Raw genomic sequence first — 14983 nt, 5'->3', positions numbered from 1 at the left:
GAAGACGACTATGATCGCGGCATGTCGCCCTACGACCCGTCGGCCTTTCCGCCCTTCGCCGTGACCGTCGACCTGGTGGTGCTCACGGTTCGCCGCCACGCCCTGTGCGCACTGGTCGTACGCCGTGGGGAGCCGCCGTTCCAGGGGCGCTGGGCACTGCCGGGCGGATTCGTGCGGCCGGACGAGGACCTGGGCGCGGCGGCGGCCCGCGAGCTGGTCGAGGAGACGGGCCTGTGCGCCCACGATCCGGGCACCCCGCTGCCCGAGGCGGGCAACGGCGCCCACCTCGAACAGCTCGCCACCTACGGGGATCCCGGGCGGGACCCCCGTATGCGGGTCGTCAGCGTCGCCCACCTGGTGCTCGCCCCCGACCTTCCCGCGCCCCGCGCGGGCGGCGACGCCAACAGCGCCCGCTGGGCGCCCGTCGACGAGCTGCTCGACCAGGAGGGCGGGCCCGGCCGCGAGGGCGAGCAGCCCGCGCCGCTCGCCTTCGACCACGCCCGCATCCTCGCCGACGGTGTCGAACGCGCCCGGTCCAAGATCGAGTACTCGTCGCTGGCCACGGCCTTCTGCCCGCCCGAGTTCACGGTCGGCGAGCTGCGCCGGGTCTACGAGGCGGTGTGGGGAGTCGCCCTCGACCCCCGCAACTTCCATCGCAAGGTGACGGGTACACCAGGTTTCCTGGTCCCCTCGGGCGGCACGACGACACGTCAGGGAGGCCGGCCCGCCCAGCTCTTCCGGGCCGGAGGAGCGACCCTGCTCAACCCCCCGATGCTGCGCCCCGAGGTCTGACACCCGGCGGCCAACCGCCAACCCTGCACCAAAAGTCCGAAATATCGCGTTATCTTGCTGCGGTACCCGCCCTGCCGCCGAGCGGTTTCCTCTACCGCGGGAGAAGCGATGCTCCAGGCAATCGGACTGACCAGCACCCCCCGCCGCGACCGTCCGCCCGCCGTGGACGATCTGACCTTCGAGGCCCGGCCCGGCGGTGTCACCGCACTGCTCGGTGCCGCCGGTTCGGGCAAGACCACGGCCCTGCGCATGATGCTCGAACTCGAACCGGGGCGCGGGGTCACCTACTTCCGCGGTCGTCCCCTCCACCGCATCGCCCACCCCGCCCGCGAGGTCGGGGTGCTCCTCGGTGACGTGCCCGGCCACCCCGCGCGGACCTGCCGCGGCCAGCTGCGCATGCTGTGCGCCGCCGCGGGTGTGCCCGCCTCCCGCGCCGACGCCATGCTCGACATCGTCGGCCTCACAGGGCTGCGCGACGAGCGGCTCGGCACCCTCTCCCTCGGCATGGAACGCCGACTCGGCCTCGCGGCGGCCCTGTTGGGTGACCCGCACACCCTCCTTCTCGACGCGCCGGCCACCGGCCTCTCGCCCCGCGAGAACAGCTGGCTGTTCGGCCTGCTGCGGGCGCACGCCGACCACGGCGGCACCGTGCTCTACACGACCGACGACCCCAAGGAGGCCGCCCGCACGGCTGACCACGTCGTCACCATCAGCGGGGGCAGGCTGGTCGCCGACCAGGAAGCCGCCGTCTTCGCCCGCACCCGGCTGCGGCCCCGCGTCGCCGTCCGCACACCGCATGCCGCCCGACTCGCCGCCTTGGTCAGCCGGGAGGCGCGTGCCGCACAGCGCTCCGTCGAAGTGGTCGCCGAGGGGGGCAACCGGCTGTGCGTCTACGGCAGTGACTGCGCCGAGATCGGGGAGACCGCCTTCCGGCACGGCGTCCTCCTGCACCGACTCGCCGACGAGATCGGCGACGCCGCCCCGGAAGCGGCCCCCGCCCCCGGCACCGCCCCCGCCCCCGGCACCGTCCCCGCTTCCGCCGACGGCACCGCCCCCGTCCCCGCCCCCGGCACCGCTCCCGCCCCCGGCACCGCCCCCGCGCCCGCCGACGGCACCGCCCCCGGCACCGTCCCCGCGCCCGCCGACGGCACCGCCCCCGCGCCCGCTCCCGTGCCCCCACCGGCGCCCCGCCCGACGGCCACGGTCCCGCGCCCCGACCCGCAACGCTCCCCGCAGCAGCCGCACCCACAGGGCTTCCCGCTCCCGCGGCCGGGCCCGCAGACCCAGGCCCACCAGCCGCCCCACCCGTTGCCGCCACCGCTCGCCGTGCGGACCGTCCGCAGCCCCCTCCGCCCGATCCGGTACGAGCTGTGCCGCCTGCTCGGGGTGCCCACCGCCCGCGCGATCGCCGCCGCCGCCCTCGTCACGTCCGCCGTCCTCACCGCGTTCCTCGCCCGCTCCGGCAGTACCCCTCCGCCCGCCCTGCTGGCCGCCTGGCCCGCCCTCCTCCCGCTGCCGCCCGCCGTCCTGGCGGCCGGCCTGCTGGGCGCGCTGTCGTTCGGCGACGAGTACCGCTATCCGGTCCTCGCCACCGGCGGCGCGGGCACCGTTCCGCGCCGGCTGGGCCTGCTCCTCGCCAAGCTCGCCGTCACCGCCGTCACCGCCGTGCTGCTCGCCCTCCTGGTCCCGCTGGCCGACCTGGCGGTGCTCCGCCTCCTCTACGGTGGTGAGGCGATCCCCGTGCCGGGGAACTGGCCGGGGCTCTGTGCCGGTTGGGCCGGTCTGTCGGTCGGCTGCGCCTGGGCGGGTCTGCTGGCGGCCGGGGTCTTCCGGGCGACCCTGGCGGGAGTCGCCGCCGTGCTCGCCGTGCCGGTTGTCGTCGCGCCGCTGGTGCGGAAGGCGCTGGAGGGGCCGTCAGCGCGTTCGCTCACGGGGCTCCCCGCCCGGCTGCGCGAACTGTCCTGGACGCAGTGGCCCTTTGAGGCGGACGGCTGGCTCCTGGCCGTGGCGCGGGTGGTCGCGCAACCGGTGGGCACCGCACTGGTGTTGTCGGTGACGGCTCTCACGTGCGCTTATCTGTTCACCGGACTGCGCCGCCGGGCCCGTTGGTGAGCCGTTGTGCGGCCGAGGGTGACCGGGCGGTGACCGAGCGGTGACCACGGCGCGGCAAACAGTCACAACTCACTTGAAAATTGCCCGGTTCCTTCCGATAAGGCGTCAATTGGAGAGCGAGCGCCGATCACCCTTTCGTGTGCTTTTCACCAAAGACCTCAAGGGCCGTGGAAACGACGCCGACAAAGGATGCGTGAGTACCCTTGCGCACACCATGATGACCGCCGCCCGCCCCGTGGAGACCGGCCTCTCGGCCCCGGGTGGACTGGACCGCTACGCCTACACGGAGGCCCCCGTCGCCGACCGCGTCGGGCCTCCCTCCTGGGATGGCGCCGACACGGAGCTGGGCCGGGTGGGCCGGCGGACGGGCGGCAGTCGCGGCCGCGGGCTGCACGGCCAACTCGTCCAGCAGCTCGGCCAGATGATCGTCTCCGGCGACCTCGGCGCCGACCGACCGCTCGTACCCGAGGAGATCGGCCAGCGGTTCGAGGTGTCCCGGACCGTGGTGCGCGAGTCGCTCCGCGTCCTCGAGGCCAAGGGCCTGGTCAGCGCCCGCCCGAACGTCGGCACCCGGGTCCGGCCGGTCAGCGACTGGAATCTGCTCGACCCCGACATCATCGAATGGCGGGCGTTCGGCCCCCAGCGCGACGACCAGCGCCGGGAGCTGGGCGAGCTGCGCTGGACGATCGAGCCGCTGGCGGCGCGCCTCGCGGCCGGACACGGCCGAGAGGACGTCCAGCAGCGCCTCGGCGACATGGTGGAGATCATGGGCCATGCCTTCGCGCAGGGTGACGCGATCACCTTCTCCCGCGCCGACGCCGAATTCCACAGCCTGCTGATCCAGCTCGCCGGCAACCGGATGCTCGAGCACCTCTCCGGCATCGTCTCGGCGGCTCTCCAGGTGTCCGGCTCGCCGTCGATCAGCTGCGACCGCCCCGGCGAGGCCTGCCTCGCGCACCACGCGCGCATCGTCGACGCCATCGCCACCGGCGACGGGCCGGCCGCCGAGGCCGCCATGCGCCAACTGCTGACGGTGCACCCCGAGGTGGAGCGGGTCGTTCCCGCCCCTCGCGAGCACTGAGCCGCCCCACGGTCCGACGGTGCGCTCATCCTCGCGTACGCGGCGTGTGTCGCCGGGCCCCGGACGCCGTCCCGGGGGCCCGGCGGGCCCGGAACGTCCCGGTCGGCGGCCGGCGGGCAGCCCGGAAGCAGGGGATTCGGTGGCGCGATAGGGGGTGACCTCCCGGTCTGAGGGTATTTGGATGCATACGGGGTGTGACTCGGGCCACGCGGATTGGGCGTAACGCTCCTCGAAGCCCTGCGATGACCTAAGAGGTGACAGCCGAGGAGGGAATACAGCCGCCGTTCACGGCGCTGTGCAGCTCCGAGGTTCAGCCCGCGTCGTCGGCACATCCCCAGCCGGCGGTCGTCGGCTCCGGCCCGATCATGGGCGGGGCCGGAAGCCGTTTCCATCGTTCCGAGAGGTTGTTCGTGTCGGCCAGCACATCCCGTACGCTCCCGCCGGAGATCGCCGAGTCCGAGTCTGTGATGGCGCTCATCGAGCGGGGAAAGGCTGATGGGCAGATCGCCGGCGATGACGTGCGTCGGGCCTTCGAGGCTGACCAGATTCCGCCAACCCAGTGGAAGAATGTTCTGCGCAGCCTCAATCAGATCCTCGAGGAAGAGGGTGTGACGCTGATGGTCAGTGCAGCGGAGTCGCCGAAGCGCACCCGCAAGAGCGTCGCAGCGAAGAGCCCGGCGAAGCGCACCGCCACCAAGACCGTCACCGCCAAGACGACCGTGACGAAGTCCGTCGCGGCCGCCGCGGCTCCGGCGGCCGAGGACGCGGACGCGCCGGCCGACGAGGCCGGTACCGCCAAGAAGACGGCGGCCAAGAAGACCGCCGCCAAGAAGACGGCGGTGAAGAAGACCGCCGCCAAGAAGACCGCGGCCAAGAAGACCACGTCGAAGAAGGACGCCGACGAGGTCATCGAAGGCGAGGAACTGCTCGAGGACGTCGCGCCCGGCAAGGGTGAGGACGAGGAGGCCGAGGGCGAGAACAAGGGCTTCGTGCTCTCGGACGAGGACGAGGACGACGCGCCCGCGCAGCAGGTCGCCGTCGCCGGTGCCACCGCCGACCCGGTCAAGGACTACCTGAAGCAGATCGGCAAGGTCCCGCTCCTCAACGCCGAGCAGGAGGTCGAGCTCGCCAAGCGCATCGAGGCCGGCCTGTTCGCCGAGGACAAGCTGGCGAACTCCGACAAGCTGGCCCCGAAGCTCAAGCGTGAGCTGGAGATCATCGCCGAGGACGGCCGCCGCGCCAAGAACCACCTGCTGGAGGCCAACCTCCGTCTGGTGGTCTCCCTGGCCAAGCGCTACACCGGCCGCGGCATGCTCTTCCTGGACCTGATCCAGGAGGGCAACCTGGGTCTGATCCGCGCGGTCGAGAAGTTCGACTACACCAAGGGCTACAAGTTCTCCACGTACGCCACCTGGTGGATCCGTCAGGCGATCACCCGCGCCATGGCCGACCAGGCCCGCACCATCCGTATCCCGGTGCACATGGTCGAGGTCATCAACAAGCTCGCGCGCGTCCAGCGCCAGATGCTCCAGGACCTGGGCCGCGAGCCCACCCCGGAGGAGCTGGCCAAGGAGCTCGACATGACCCCCGAGAAGGTCATCGAGGTCCAGAAGTACGGCCGCGAGCCCATCTCGCTCCACACCCCGCTCGGCGAGGACGGAGACAGCGAGTTCGGTGACCTGATCGAGGACTCCGAGGCCGTCGTGCCGGCCGACGCGGTCAGCTTCACGCTGCTCCAGGAGCAGCTCCACTCGGTGCTCGACACGCTGTCCGAGCGCGAGGCCGGCGTGGTCTCCATGCGCTTCGGTCTGACCGACGGGCAGCCGAAGACGCTGGACGAGATCGGCAAGGTCTACGGTGTGACCCGCGAGCGGATCCGCCAGATCGAGTCCAAGACGATGTCCAAGCTCCGCCACCCGTCCCGCTCCCAGGTGCTGCGGGACTACCTCGACTGAGGTCGGGCGGTCGTACGAGTCGGAGGGCCCGGTTCCCGGAAGGGAGCCGGGCCCTCCGGCGCGCGCGGCGAACTCACGCCGTTGGGGTGCGGGCCGCGGCGCGCTGGTCGACTCTGGGTGAAGCTGGTTCACCGGAGAGTCAGGAGACCGCATGCGTCGACCCATCAGCCGGAAGCGGACCGCGGCCGTGGCCGCCCTCGTGGCCACGGCCGTCCTGCCGCTCAGTGCGCCCGCGCCCGCCACCGCCGACAGCGTCGTCGTCGGAGGGGAACCGGTACGCGCCTCCGACAGCCCCTGGGCCGTTGCCCTCTCCAGCCGTGACCGGTTCGGAGGTACGCGCGCGGGACAGTTCTGCGGCGGGGTGGTCGTCGCGCCCACCAAGGTCGTGACCGCCGCGCACTGCCTGGGCCCGACGGTGCTCGGTACGGACGCCAGGGAGCTGAGCGACCTCAAGGTGATCGCGGGCCGCACGGAACTGCGCGAGGCGGGCGGGCGGGAGGTTCCGGTGACCGGCGCGTGGATCAGCCCCCAGTACGACCCGGACACCCAGTCCGGTGACCTGGCCGTGCTCACGCTGGCGAGCGCGTTGCCGCGTTCGTACGTCATCAAGCCGGCCCGCCGCGGCGACCCGGCCTACCGGCCGGGGACGAGCGCCGAGGTCTACGGCTGGGGCGACACGACGGGCGGCGGCTCGTACGCGTACACGCTGCGGGCGGCGAGCGTGAGCGTGCTGCCCGACGAGGTCTGCTCCCGCGCGTATCCGGCGGAGGGGGGCGGCGGCGGATACCTGCCCGCCACGATGCTGTGCGCGGGCGACCCGCAGGGCGGCAGGGACGCCTGTCAGGGGGACAGCGGCGGGCCGCTGGTCGCGCAGGGGCGGCTCATCGGGCTGGTGTCCTGGGGGAGCGGCTGCGGGGAGGCGGACAGCCCCGGGGTGTACACCCGGATCTCGGCCGTGCTCCCGTCGACCGTCTGATCACGGGGTCGCGCCGGCGCGGACGGCCCCGTCCGGCGATCGGCGTCCCCGGAGCGCGGCGTCCCGGAGCCGCACCGCGCGAGGTCGCCGGGCGGCGGTCCGGGGCAGCGGATGAGCCCCCAGCGGTATGAGAACGGGCGGCCGTTCCCCTGGTGGGGGCGGCCGCCCGTCGGCCGGTCCTGGACCGGCCCCTGGCTCGTCGTGGATGCGAGTGTCAGCGATCTTCGTCGACTGCGTTCGGCACGGTGGTGAGCCGGTCCGTCTCATCCTGTATTTCCGCGGCGATCTTCTTGAGTTCCGGCTCGAACTTGCGCCCGTGGTGGGCGCAGAAGAGCAGTTCACCACCGCTGGTCAGCACGACGCGCAGATATGCCTGGGCGCCGCAGCGGTCGCAGCGGTCGGCGGCCGTCAGCGGGCTCGCGGGGGTCAGAACAGTAGTCACGTCGCCTCTTCTCTAGCTCGACGAGCTGTCGTACCAGGGTCAACATCCAACCAGGCCGAAAACGTTCCCGCTCGCGGCTTTTCCCTGAAAGTTTTTCCAAGGAGGCTGTCTGCTGCCGGTTGGCGGCGAATGAGCCGTATTGCGGTGCTCTACGGGTTTCGCGTTGCTTGTCTCGTTCAGTCTCGTTCAGCCCTCCCGGCGGATGCCGGTTGTTCATGAGGACGTGCCCGGAGCCTAAATGGTTCATGCCTGGAAGGGAACGTGATGTCCACGTCACCCCATCGAGGGATCGAACACCCATGCGACTCTGGACTAGCATGAGTTTTCACGTGGGTGGCGTGACAACGGCTCTACCAGGCCTCTGTACCCTCTGACCGGTGACAGACGCCGGGCCTTTACCCCCACAGGCCACCATCCAAATTCAGCGAGGAGCGAACCGCGTGACCGCCGATACGTCCGTGCCGTCCAGTGCGCTGCTGACCGCAGACCGTGACGGTTCCAACTACACCGCGCGGCACCTGCTCGTCCTTGAGGGGCTCGAGGCGGTTCGCAAGCGGCCCGGTATGTACATCGGGTCCACCGACAGCCGTGGCCTGATGCACTGCCTCTGGGAGATCATCGACAACTCCGTCGACGAGGCTCTCGGCGGCTACTGCGACCACATCGAGGTGATCCTCCACGACGACGGCTCGGTGGAGGTCCGGGACAACGGCCGTGGCATCCCCGTCGACGTCGAGCCCAAGACCGGCCTCTCGGGCGTCGAGGTCGTCATGACCAAGCTGCATGCCGGCGGCAAGTTCGGCGGCGGCTCGTACGCCGCCTCCGGCGGTCTGCACGGCGTGGGCGCCTCCGTGGTGAACGCGCTGTCGGCCCGGCTCGACGTCGAGGTCGACCGCAACAGCTCCACCCACGCCATCAGCTTCCGCCGCGGCGTCCCCGGGATCTTCACGGAGTCCGGTCCGGACGCCCCCTTCGACCCCGGCAACGGCCTGCGCAAGACCAAGCGCGTTCCGAAGGCCCGCACGGGCACCCGTGTCCGGTACTGGGCCGACCGCCAGATCTTCCTCAAGGACGCCAAGCTCTCCCTGGAGAACCTGCACCAGCGCGCCCGCCAGACCGCCTTCCTGGTGCCCGGTCTCACCATCGTCGTACGGGACGAGCGCGACCTCGACGGCGAGGGCAAGAGCGAGGAGACGTTCCGCTTCGACGGCGGCATCAGCGAGTTCTGCGAGTACCTGGCGCAGGACAAGGCCGTCTGCGACGTGCTGCGGCTGACCGGCCAGGGCACCTTCAAGGAGACCGTTCCCGTCCTCGACGAGCGGGGACACATGACCCCCACCGAGGTCACCCGCGAGCTCGGCGTGGACGTCGCGCTGCGCTGGGGCACGGGGTACGACTCCACCATCAGGTCGTTCGTGAACATCATCGCCACCCCCAAGGGCGGCACCCACGTCACCGGCTTCGAGCGCGCGATCACCAGGACCGTGAACGAGGTCCTGCGCTCCAGCAAGCTGCTGCGCGTCGCCGAGGACGACATCGTCAAGGACGACGCCCTGGAGGGCCTCACCGCCGTGGTGACCGTGCGGCTCGCCGAGCCGCAGTTCGAGGGCCAGACCAAGGAGGTCCTCGGTACGTCGGCGGCCAACCGGATCGTCGCCAACGTGGTCGCCAAGGAGCTCAAGGCCTTCCTGACCTCCACCAAGCGCGACGCCAAGGCCCAGGCCCGCGCGGTGCTGGAGAAGGCCGTCGCCGCCGCCCGTACGCGCATCGCGGCCCGCCAGCACAAGGAGGCGCAGCGCCGCAAGACCGCGCTGGAGTCCTCCTCGCTCCCCGCCAAGCTGGCCGACTGCCGCAGCGACGACGTGGAGCGCAGCGAGCTCTTCATCGTCGAGGGCGACTCCGCCCTCGGTACGGCCAAGCTCGCCCGGAACAGCGAGTTCCAGGCTCTGCTGCCGATCCGCGGAAAGATCCTCAACGTCCAGAAGTCGTCCGTCTCGGACATGCTGAAGAACGCCGAGTGCGGCGCCATCATCCAGGTCATAGGAGCCGGGTCCGGCCGGACCTTCGACATCGACGCCGCCCGGTACGGCAAGATCGTCCTCCTCGTGGACGCCGACGTCGACGGCGCGCACATCCGGTGCCTGCTGCTGACGCTCTTCCAGCGCTACATGCGGCCGATGGTCGAGGCGGGCCGCGTCTTCGCCGCCGTACCGCCGCTGCACCGCATCGAGCTCGTCCAGCCCAAGAAGGGCCAGGACAAGTACGTCTACACGTACTCGGACAACGAGCTGCGGCAGACGCTGCTGGAATTCCAGCGCAAGGGCGTCCGCTACAAGGACTCGATCCAGCGCTACAAGGGTCTGGGCGAGATGGACGCCGACCAGCTCGCGGAGACCACGATGGACCCGAGGCACCGCACCCTGCGCCGGATCAACATCGGCGACCTGGAAGGCGCGGAGCAGGTCTTCGACCTCCTGATGGGCAACGACGTGGCCCCGCGCAAGGAGTTCATCACCAGCTCCGCCGCGACCCTGGACCGCTCCCGCATCGACGCCTGACCCGGTCCGCTGTGCCGGTCCGCGCGCGGACCGGCACAGCGGACCGGGACGCCGGCCACCAACATCACCTGATGGGGTGAAGTCGGGGAGAGAAGAGTCCGGGATCTTCCTGGTCTGCCCATCCTTGTGCACGCGGCCGGAACGGTTCGCCGACAAGGAGAGTTGACCGGTGGAGAACAGGGAAGGGCTCGACGCCGCCACCGTGCGGATCGACGACCCGTGGTACGACGCGCTGGCCTCCGGCTGGGGCGAGGGCGGCGGCGGGAGGGCACCAGCGGTGCCCGGCCCCGGCCGGCCGCCGCGGGAGCGGCGCGCCGCCGACATCTACCTGGAGGTGCAGCGCAGCGCCGCCTTCCGGGAAGTGCGCGCCCGCTACCGGCGCTTCGTCGTGCCGGCCGTGCCGGTCTTCCTCGCCTGGTACCTGGCCTACGTGGTGGCGGCGACCACGGCGCCGGGGCTGATGGCCCGCCCGGTGGTCGGGGCGGTGAACGTGGCGATGGTCGCCGGCCTCGGCCAGTTCCTCACCACCTTCGGCCTGACCTGGGCGTACGCACGCCATGCCCGGGTGCACCGCGATCGCGCCGCGCTCGATCTGCGCTGGGACACCCAGGAGATGACCCGAGGGGCGATGACCCGAGGGGCGGCCGAGCGTTGACCGGAGACCACCAGACCCTCGCCCTCCTGCTGTTCGGCGCGTTCGTCGCGGGCACCCTGGCCATCACCACCTGGGTGAGCCGCCACCGGCGCGGATCGGCGGAGGAGTTCTACACCGGGGGACGTCTGTTCTCGCCCCTGGAGAACGGCTTCGCGATCGCCGGCGACTACATGTCCGCCGCGTCCTTCCTGGGCATCTCCGGCCTGATCGCGCTCCACGGCTACGACGGGATGCTCTACTCGGTCGGCTTCCTGGTGGCCTGGCTCGTCGTGCTGTTCCTGGTCGCCGAACTGGTGCGCAACTGCGGTCGGTTCACCCTCGCCGACGTGGTCGCGGCGCGGATGCGCGAACGGCCGGTGCGGATCGCGGCGGGAACCTCCTCCGTGGCGGTGTCCGTTCTCTACCTGGTGGCGCAGATGGTGGGGGCCGGCAGCCTGGTCGCCCTGCTGCTCGGTGGCACCGGCGAGGCCACCCGGTCGTGGACCGTGATCGGCGTGGGCGCGCTGATGGTCGTCTACGTGTCGCTGGGAGGGATGCGCGCCACCACCTGGATCCAGATCGTCAAGGCCGTGATGCTGATGGCGGGGGCGGTCGCCCTCACCGTGCTCGTCCTGCTGCGCTTCCACGGCGACGTCAACCACCTGCTCACCGCGGCGGCCGAGCGCAGCGGCCACGGCATGGACTTCCTCGCGCCGGGTCTCAAGTACGGCGGTGGCTGGACCGCGCGCCTGGACTTCGTCAGCCTCGGCCTGGCGCTGGTCCTCGGCACCGCCGGGCTGCCGCACATCCTGTCCCGGTTCTACACCGTGCCCACCGCGCGGGCCGCCCGCCGCTCGGTCGTCTGGGCCATCGGCCTCATCGGCAGCTTCTACCTGATGACCATCGTGCTCGGCTTCGGAGCGGCCGCGATTGTCGGCACCCGGGAGGTCCGGGCGTCGAACGCCGCCGGCAACACGGCCGTGCCGCTGCTCGCCCTCGACCTGGGCGGCGGCGCGGGCACGACCGGGGGAGCGGTGCTGTTCGCCGTGGTCGCCGCGGTGGCCTTCGCGACGATCCTGGCCGTCGTCGCGGGCATCACGCTGGCCTCGTCGGTGTCGGTGGCGCACGACCTGTACGCCTCGCTGAAGCGGCCGGACGGCCGGCGGCGCTTCGGGAAGCGGCGGAGCGGGAAGCGGCGGGACGGGTCGTACCGGGACGAGGAGAGGCGGGACGTGGAGCGGCGGTTCGGGGAGGTGGCCGTGGCGCGGATCGCGGCCGTCGGGGTCGGCGCGGTCGCGATCGCGCTGGGCCTGCTGGCCCGGGACCTGAACGTGGCGTTCCTGGTGGGGCTCGCCTTCGCGGTCGCCGCCTCCGCCAACCTGCCCGTGCTGCTCTACTCCCTGTTCTGGCGGAACTTCACCACGCGCGGGGCGGTCTGGTCGGTGTACGGGGGGCTCGTCCCGGCTGTGCTGCTGGTGCTGCTCTCGCCCGTGGTCTCGGGGAGCCCCGAGGCGCTGTTCCCCGGCGTGGACTTCCAGCTGTTCCCGCTGCAGAACCCCGGCCTGGTCTCCATCCCGCTGGGCTTCCTCGCCGGCTGGCTCGGCACCGTCACCTCTCCGGAGGCCCCGGACGAGGCCCGGCACGCCGAGACGGAGGTACGGGCACTGACGGGCGCGGGCGCCGCGTAGGGGGTACCGGGGCGGCGGGCTCAGGACGGCCCCGGCCCCCAGGCGTAGCGGTGTTCCGGCCGGCCGGTCTCGCCGTACCTCAGCGACAGGCGCACCCGGCCCGTCCGCTCCAGCAGCTTCAGGTACCGCTGCGCCGTCTGCCGGCTCACCCCCGCCCGTTCCGCGATCTCCTGCGCGGACAGCGGGCCGTCGGCGGCGAGCAGTACCTGGCGCACGAGCTCGGCCGTGGTGGGGGAGTGGCCCTTCGGAAGGTCGGGCGCCCCCGAACCCACCGACAGCGCGCCGAAGATCCGGTCGACCTCCGCCTGTTCCGCCTCGCCCCCGCCGTCGAGCGTCCGGCGCAGCGCCGCGTACGCCTCCAGCTTGGGGCGCAGGCCGGCGAAGTTGAACGGCTTGACCAGGTACTGGAGCGCGCCGTGGCGCTGGGCCGCCTGGACGGTGGCCACGTCGCGGGCCGCCGTCACCATGATCACGTCGGTCTGGTGTCCGCGCCTGCGCAGCTCGCGCACGACCGCCAGGCCGTTGTCGTCCGGGAGGTAGTGGTCGAGCAGGACCAGGTCGACCGGCAGCTCCTCGACCCGGGCGAGCGCATCCGCCGCCGTGTGGGCCAGCGCCACGACGGCGAAGCCCGGCACCTTGGCCACGTACGCGGCATTGATCCCGGCCACCCGGACGTCGTCGTCCACCACCAGCACGCCGATCACCGCGCGCCTCCCGGCCCGGCCGGCCGGTCCGCCGCACCCGCCGGCTGCTCCGGCACGGCCACCGTGGCGCCCCGCCGGGGCGCACCGATCACCCCCGCGCGCCCGTGCGAGCCGCCCGGGGGCGCGCCGGTCGCGGCTGCCGCGCCCCGCGAAGGCCCCTCCGCGCCCGCCTGCGGCTCCGGCGCGGCCTCGGTGGCCCCCCTCGATCCCGGCGCGCCCGCGTGCCCCCACATCGGCGCCTCCCCGGGCGCCGCAGCGCCCTCCCTCGCCGCCCCGGGCGCCGGGGCGCGGTCCGTCAGGGCCTCCGGGAGGACGACCGTGAACCGGGCGCCGCCTCCGGGGGCCCGCGTCACCCGGGCGCTGCCGCCCTGGCGCTCCGCCAGCCGGCGCACCATGGCCAGGCCCAGCCCGCGGCGCCCCCCGTGCGCCGGGAGCTCCTTGGTGGACCAGCCCTCGGTGAACACCAGCTCGTGCCGCTCGGGCGGCACGCCGGGGCCGCCGTCCGTCACCCGCAGCACCACCGTGCGGCCCTCCGCGCGCAGCTCGACCTCCACGAAGGGCTCCGCCGACCCGGCCGCCGCGTCGACCGCGTTGTCCACGAGGTTGCCCACGACCGTCACCAGCTCGCGCGGTTCGACCAGCCGGTCGGGCAGCAGCGTCCCGGGCGCCAGGCGCAGGGAGACGCCGCGCTCGGCCGCCACGGTCGCCTTGCCCACCAGGAGCGCCGCCAGCAGCGGGTCCCGCACCTTCTCGGTGACCAGCTCGGCCGTCGCCCGGTGCACGCCCACCACCTCGGTGACGTACTCCACCGCCTCCTCGTGCATCTCCAGCTCCAGCAGGCCCAGCAGTGTGTGCAGCCGGTTGGCGTGTTCGTGGTCCTGCGCCCGCAGGGCGTCGATCAGCCCGCGCGTGGCGTCCAGTTCGCGCCCGAGCCGCTCCAGTTCGGTGCGGTCGCGCAGGGTCGCCACGGCACCCCCGTCGTCGGTCGGCATCCGGTTGGCGATCAGCACCCGGTGCCCCCGTACGGTCACCAGGTCCTCGCCCGTGACCCGGCCGGCCAGGACGTCCGTCGTGCGGCCCCGGCCGAGCGCGTCCTCCAGGGGGAGGCCCGTGGCCTCGGGGCCGACGCCCAGCAGCCGTTGCGCCTCGTCGTTCACCAGCCGGATCCGCCCGGCCCCGTCCAGCGCCACGACGCCCTCGCGGATGCCGTGCAGCATCGCCTCGCGCTCCGCCAGCAGCGCCGAGATGTCCGAGAAGGCCAGGTCATGGGTCCGGCGCTGGAGTCGCCGGGAGATCAGGTACGCGGCCAGGGCCCCCACGGCCAGGGCTCCGCCCGCGTACGCCAGCAGGCCGGGGATCGCGGCCAGCAGACGGGCGCGCACGCTGTCGTACTCGATGCCGACGGACACGGCGCCGACGATCACGCCCGTTCCGTCGCGCAGGGCCACCTTCCCCCGGGCCGAGCGGCCGAGCGTGCCGTCGTCGATCTCCATCACGTCCTTGCCCGCGAGGGCCTCGCTGGGGTCGGTGGAGACGACCTTGCCGATCTGCGCCGGGTCGGTGTGCGACCACCGCACACCGCGTCGGTCCATGATCACCACGTACTCGGCGCCGGTGGCCTGCCGGATCCGCTCGGCCTCCGCCTGCACCGGCCCGGTGGCGCTCGGCGGCGTACGCGCCAGCTCCCCGGCCACCTCGCTCGACGCGGCCGTCTCGGCGATCGCCAGAGCGCGCCGCATCGCCTGGTCGTCGAGCTGGGCGCTCAGCGGGGCCAGGAACAGGCCGGTGGCCAGCACCGTCACGCCCGCGACGATGGCCAGCTGCACCAGCAGGACCTGCGAGAACACCCGCTGCGGCCAGCCCAGCCGCAGGCGTCGCCCCACCGGACCGCGCGGCGGCGGCGCGGTGGCGGGGGAGGGCGGCGAGGCCGGTGCGGAACTCATGCAGGAACGGTAAGCGAGCCCGGCCGTCGAGGAAATGCCCGGCGTCACGTCCGGAATGTCCGGTGCGGCGCCCGTTCGCCGGTCGTCACCCACCCCGT

At 72.7% G+C, this 14983-nt stretch carries 12 protein-coding genes; 8 read left to right on the top strand and 4 right to left on the bottom strand.

Annotated features, from left to right (window positions below; genetic code table 11):
- The first annotated feature begins 21 nt into the window (after window positions 1–21).
- From IE109_RS25845 to IE109_RS25835, 3 genes are all read left to right on the top strand, one after another.
- Complete coding sequence (locus IE109_RS25845) at window positions 22–792, top strand: NUDIX hydrolase (protein ID WP_189553737.1); 771 nt, start codon at window positions 22–24, stop codon at window positions 790–792.
- 108 nt (window positions 793–900) lie between these two features.
- Window positions 901–2904 carry an ABC transporter ATP-binding protein gene (locus tag IE109_RS25840; protein ID WP_189553736.1) on the top strand — a complete coding sequence of 668 codons (2004 nt, stop codon included), beginning with the start codon at window positions 901–903 and terminating at the stop codon, window positions 2902–2904.
- 193 nt (window positions 2905–3097) lie between these two features.
- Window positions 3098–3985 (top strand): FadR/GntR family transcriptional regulator, encoded by an 888-nt coding sequence (locus IE109_RS25835; RefSeq protein WP_189553735.1) that lies wholly within the window; start codon window positions 3098–3100, stop codon window positions 3983–3985.
- A 310-nt stretch (window positions 3986–4295) separates the two neighbouring features.
- Here the strand turns inward: IE109_RS25835 and IE109_RS25830 are convergent, their stop codons facing one another.
- The gene (locus tag IE109_RS25830; RefSeq protein ID WP_189553811.1) at window positions 4296–4463 is read right to left on the bottom strand and encodes a hypothetical protein; all 168 of its coding nucleotides are present in this window, start codon (window positions 4461–4463) and stop codon (window positions 4296–4298) included.
- On the opposite strand from IE109_RS25830, the gene IE109_RS25825 reads away from it, so the two are divergent.
- Window positions 4396–5940: an RNA polymerase sigma factor gene (locus IE109_RS25825; RefSeq protein WP_189553734.1), complete on the top strand. Its 1545-nt coding sequence runs from the start codon at window positions 4396–4398 to the stop codon at window positions 5938–5940. The genes IE109_RS25830 and IE109_RS25825 overlap by 68 nt on opposite strands.
- Before the next feature lie 151 nt (window positions 5941–6091).
- A complete protein-coding gene (locus IE109_RS25820; protein ID WP_189553733.1) occupies window positions 6092–6916 on the top strand; it encodes a serine protease in 825 nt (274 codons plus the stop codon).
- Between the two features lie 214 nt (window positions 6917–7130).
- On the opposite strand, the gene IE109_RS25815 is transcribed toward IE109_RS25820, so the two are convergent.
- Window positions 7131–7358, bottom strand: a complete 228-nt coding sequence (locus IE109_RS25815; protein WP_189553732.1) for a DUF7455 domain-containing protein — start codon at window positions 7356–7358, stop codon at window positions 7131–7133.
- A 440-nt stretch (window positions 7359–7798) separates the two neighbouring features.
- Here IE109_RS25815 and IE109_RS25810 point away from each other — a divergent pair, with 440 nt between their 5' ends.
- The 3 genes from IE109_RS25810 to IE109_RS25800 all read left to right on the top strand — a co-directional run bounded on the left by IE109_RS25810 (window position 7799) and on the right by IE109_RS25800 (window position 12238).
- Window positions 7799–9916, top strand: a complete 2118-nt coding sequence (locus IE109_RS25810) for a DNA gyrase/topoisomerase IV subunit B (RefSeq protein WP_189553731.1) — start codon at window positions 7799–7801, stop codon at window positions 9914–9916.
- A gap of 169 nt (window positions 9917–10085) precedes the next feature.
- Window positions 10086–10571, top strand: coding sequence for a DUF485 domain-containing protein (locus IE109_RS25805; RefSeq protein WP_229891546.1), 486 nt, complete (start codon window positions 10086–10088; stop codon window positions 10569–10571).
- A complete protein-coding gene (locus IE109_RS25800; RefSeq protein ID WP_189553730.1) occupies window positions 10568–12238 on the top strand; it encodes a solute symporter family protein in 1671 nt (556 codons plus the stop codon). Before IE109_RS25805 ends, IE109_RS25800 begins: the two co-directional genes overlap by 4 nt.
- Before the next feature lie 20 nt (window positions 12239–12258).
- On the opposite strand, the gene IE109_RS25795 is transcribed toward IE109_RS25800, so the two are convergent.
- Together IE109_RS25795 and IE109_RS25790 are read right to left on the bottom strand one after the other, a co-directional pair.
- Window positions 12259–12942: a DUF7342 family protein gene (locus IE109_RS25795; protein ID WP_189553729.1), complete on the bottom strand. Its 684-nt coding sequence runs from the start codon at window positions 12940–12942 to the stop codon at window positions 12259–12261.
- Complete coding sequence (locus IE109_RS25790; RefSeq protein ID WP_229891543.1) at window positions 12939–14885, bottom strand: sensor histidine kinase; 1947 nt, start codon at window positions 14883–14885, stop codon at window positions 12939–12941. Before IE109_RS25790 ends, IE109_RS25795 begins: the two co-directional genes overlap by 4 nt.
- Window positions 14886–14983 lie beyond the last annotated feature (98 nt).

Source organism: Streptomyces lavendofoliae (assembly GCF_014649735.1).
Taxonomy (GTDB): Bacteria; Actinomycetota; Actinomycetes; order Streptomycetales; family Streptomycetaceae; genus Streptomyces; species Streptomyces lavendofoliae.
The sequence above is the reverse complement of the archived record's forward strand: the minus strand, read 5'-3'. Positions and strand labels throughout refer to the sequence as shown.

Excerpts from the sequence above, each read along its gene's own strand:
- IE109_RS25845 (WP_189553737.1), top strand. The coding sequence starts at position 22 with ATGTCGCCCTACGACCCGTCGGCCTTTCCGCCCTTCGCCGTGACCGTC.
- IE109_RS25840 (WP_189553736.1), top strand. The coding sequence starts at position 901 with ATGCTCCAGGCAATCGGACTGACCAGCACCCCCCGCCGCGACCGTCCG.
- IE109_RS25830 (WP_189553811.1), bottom strand. The coding sequence starts at position 4,463 with ATGAGCGCCATCACAGACTCGGACTCGGCGATCTCCGGCGGGAGCGTA.
- IE109_RS25820 (WP_189553733.1), top strand. The coding sequence starts at position 6,092 with ATGCGTCGACCCATCAGCCGGAAGCGGACCGCGGCCGTGGCCGCCCTC.
- IE109_RS25790 (WP_229891543.1), bottom strand. The coding sequence starts at position 14,885 with ATGAGTTCCGCACCGGCCTCGCCGCCCTCCCCCGCCACCGCGCCGCCG.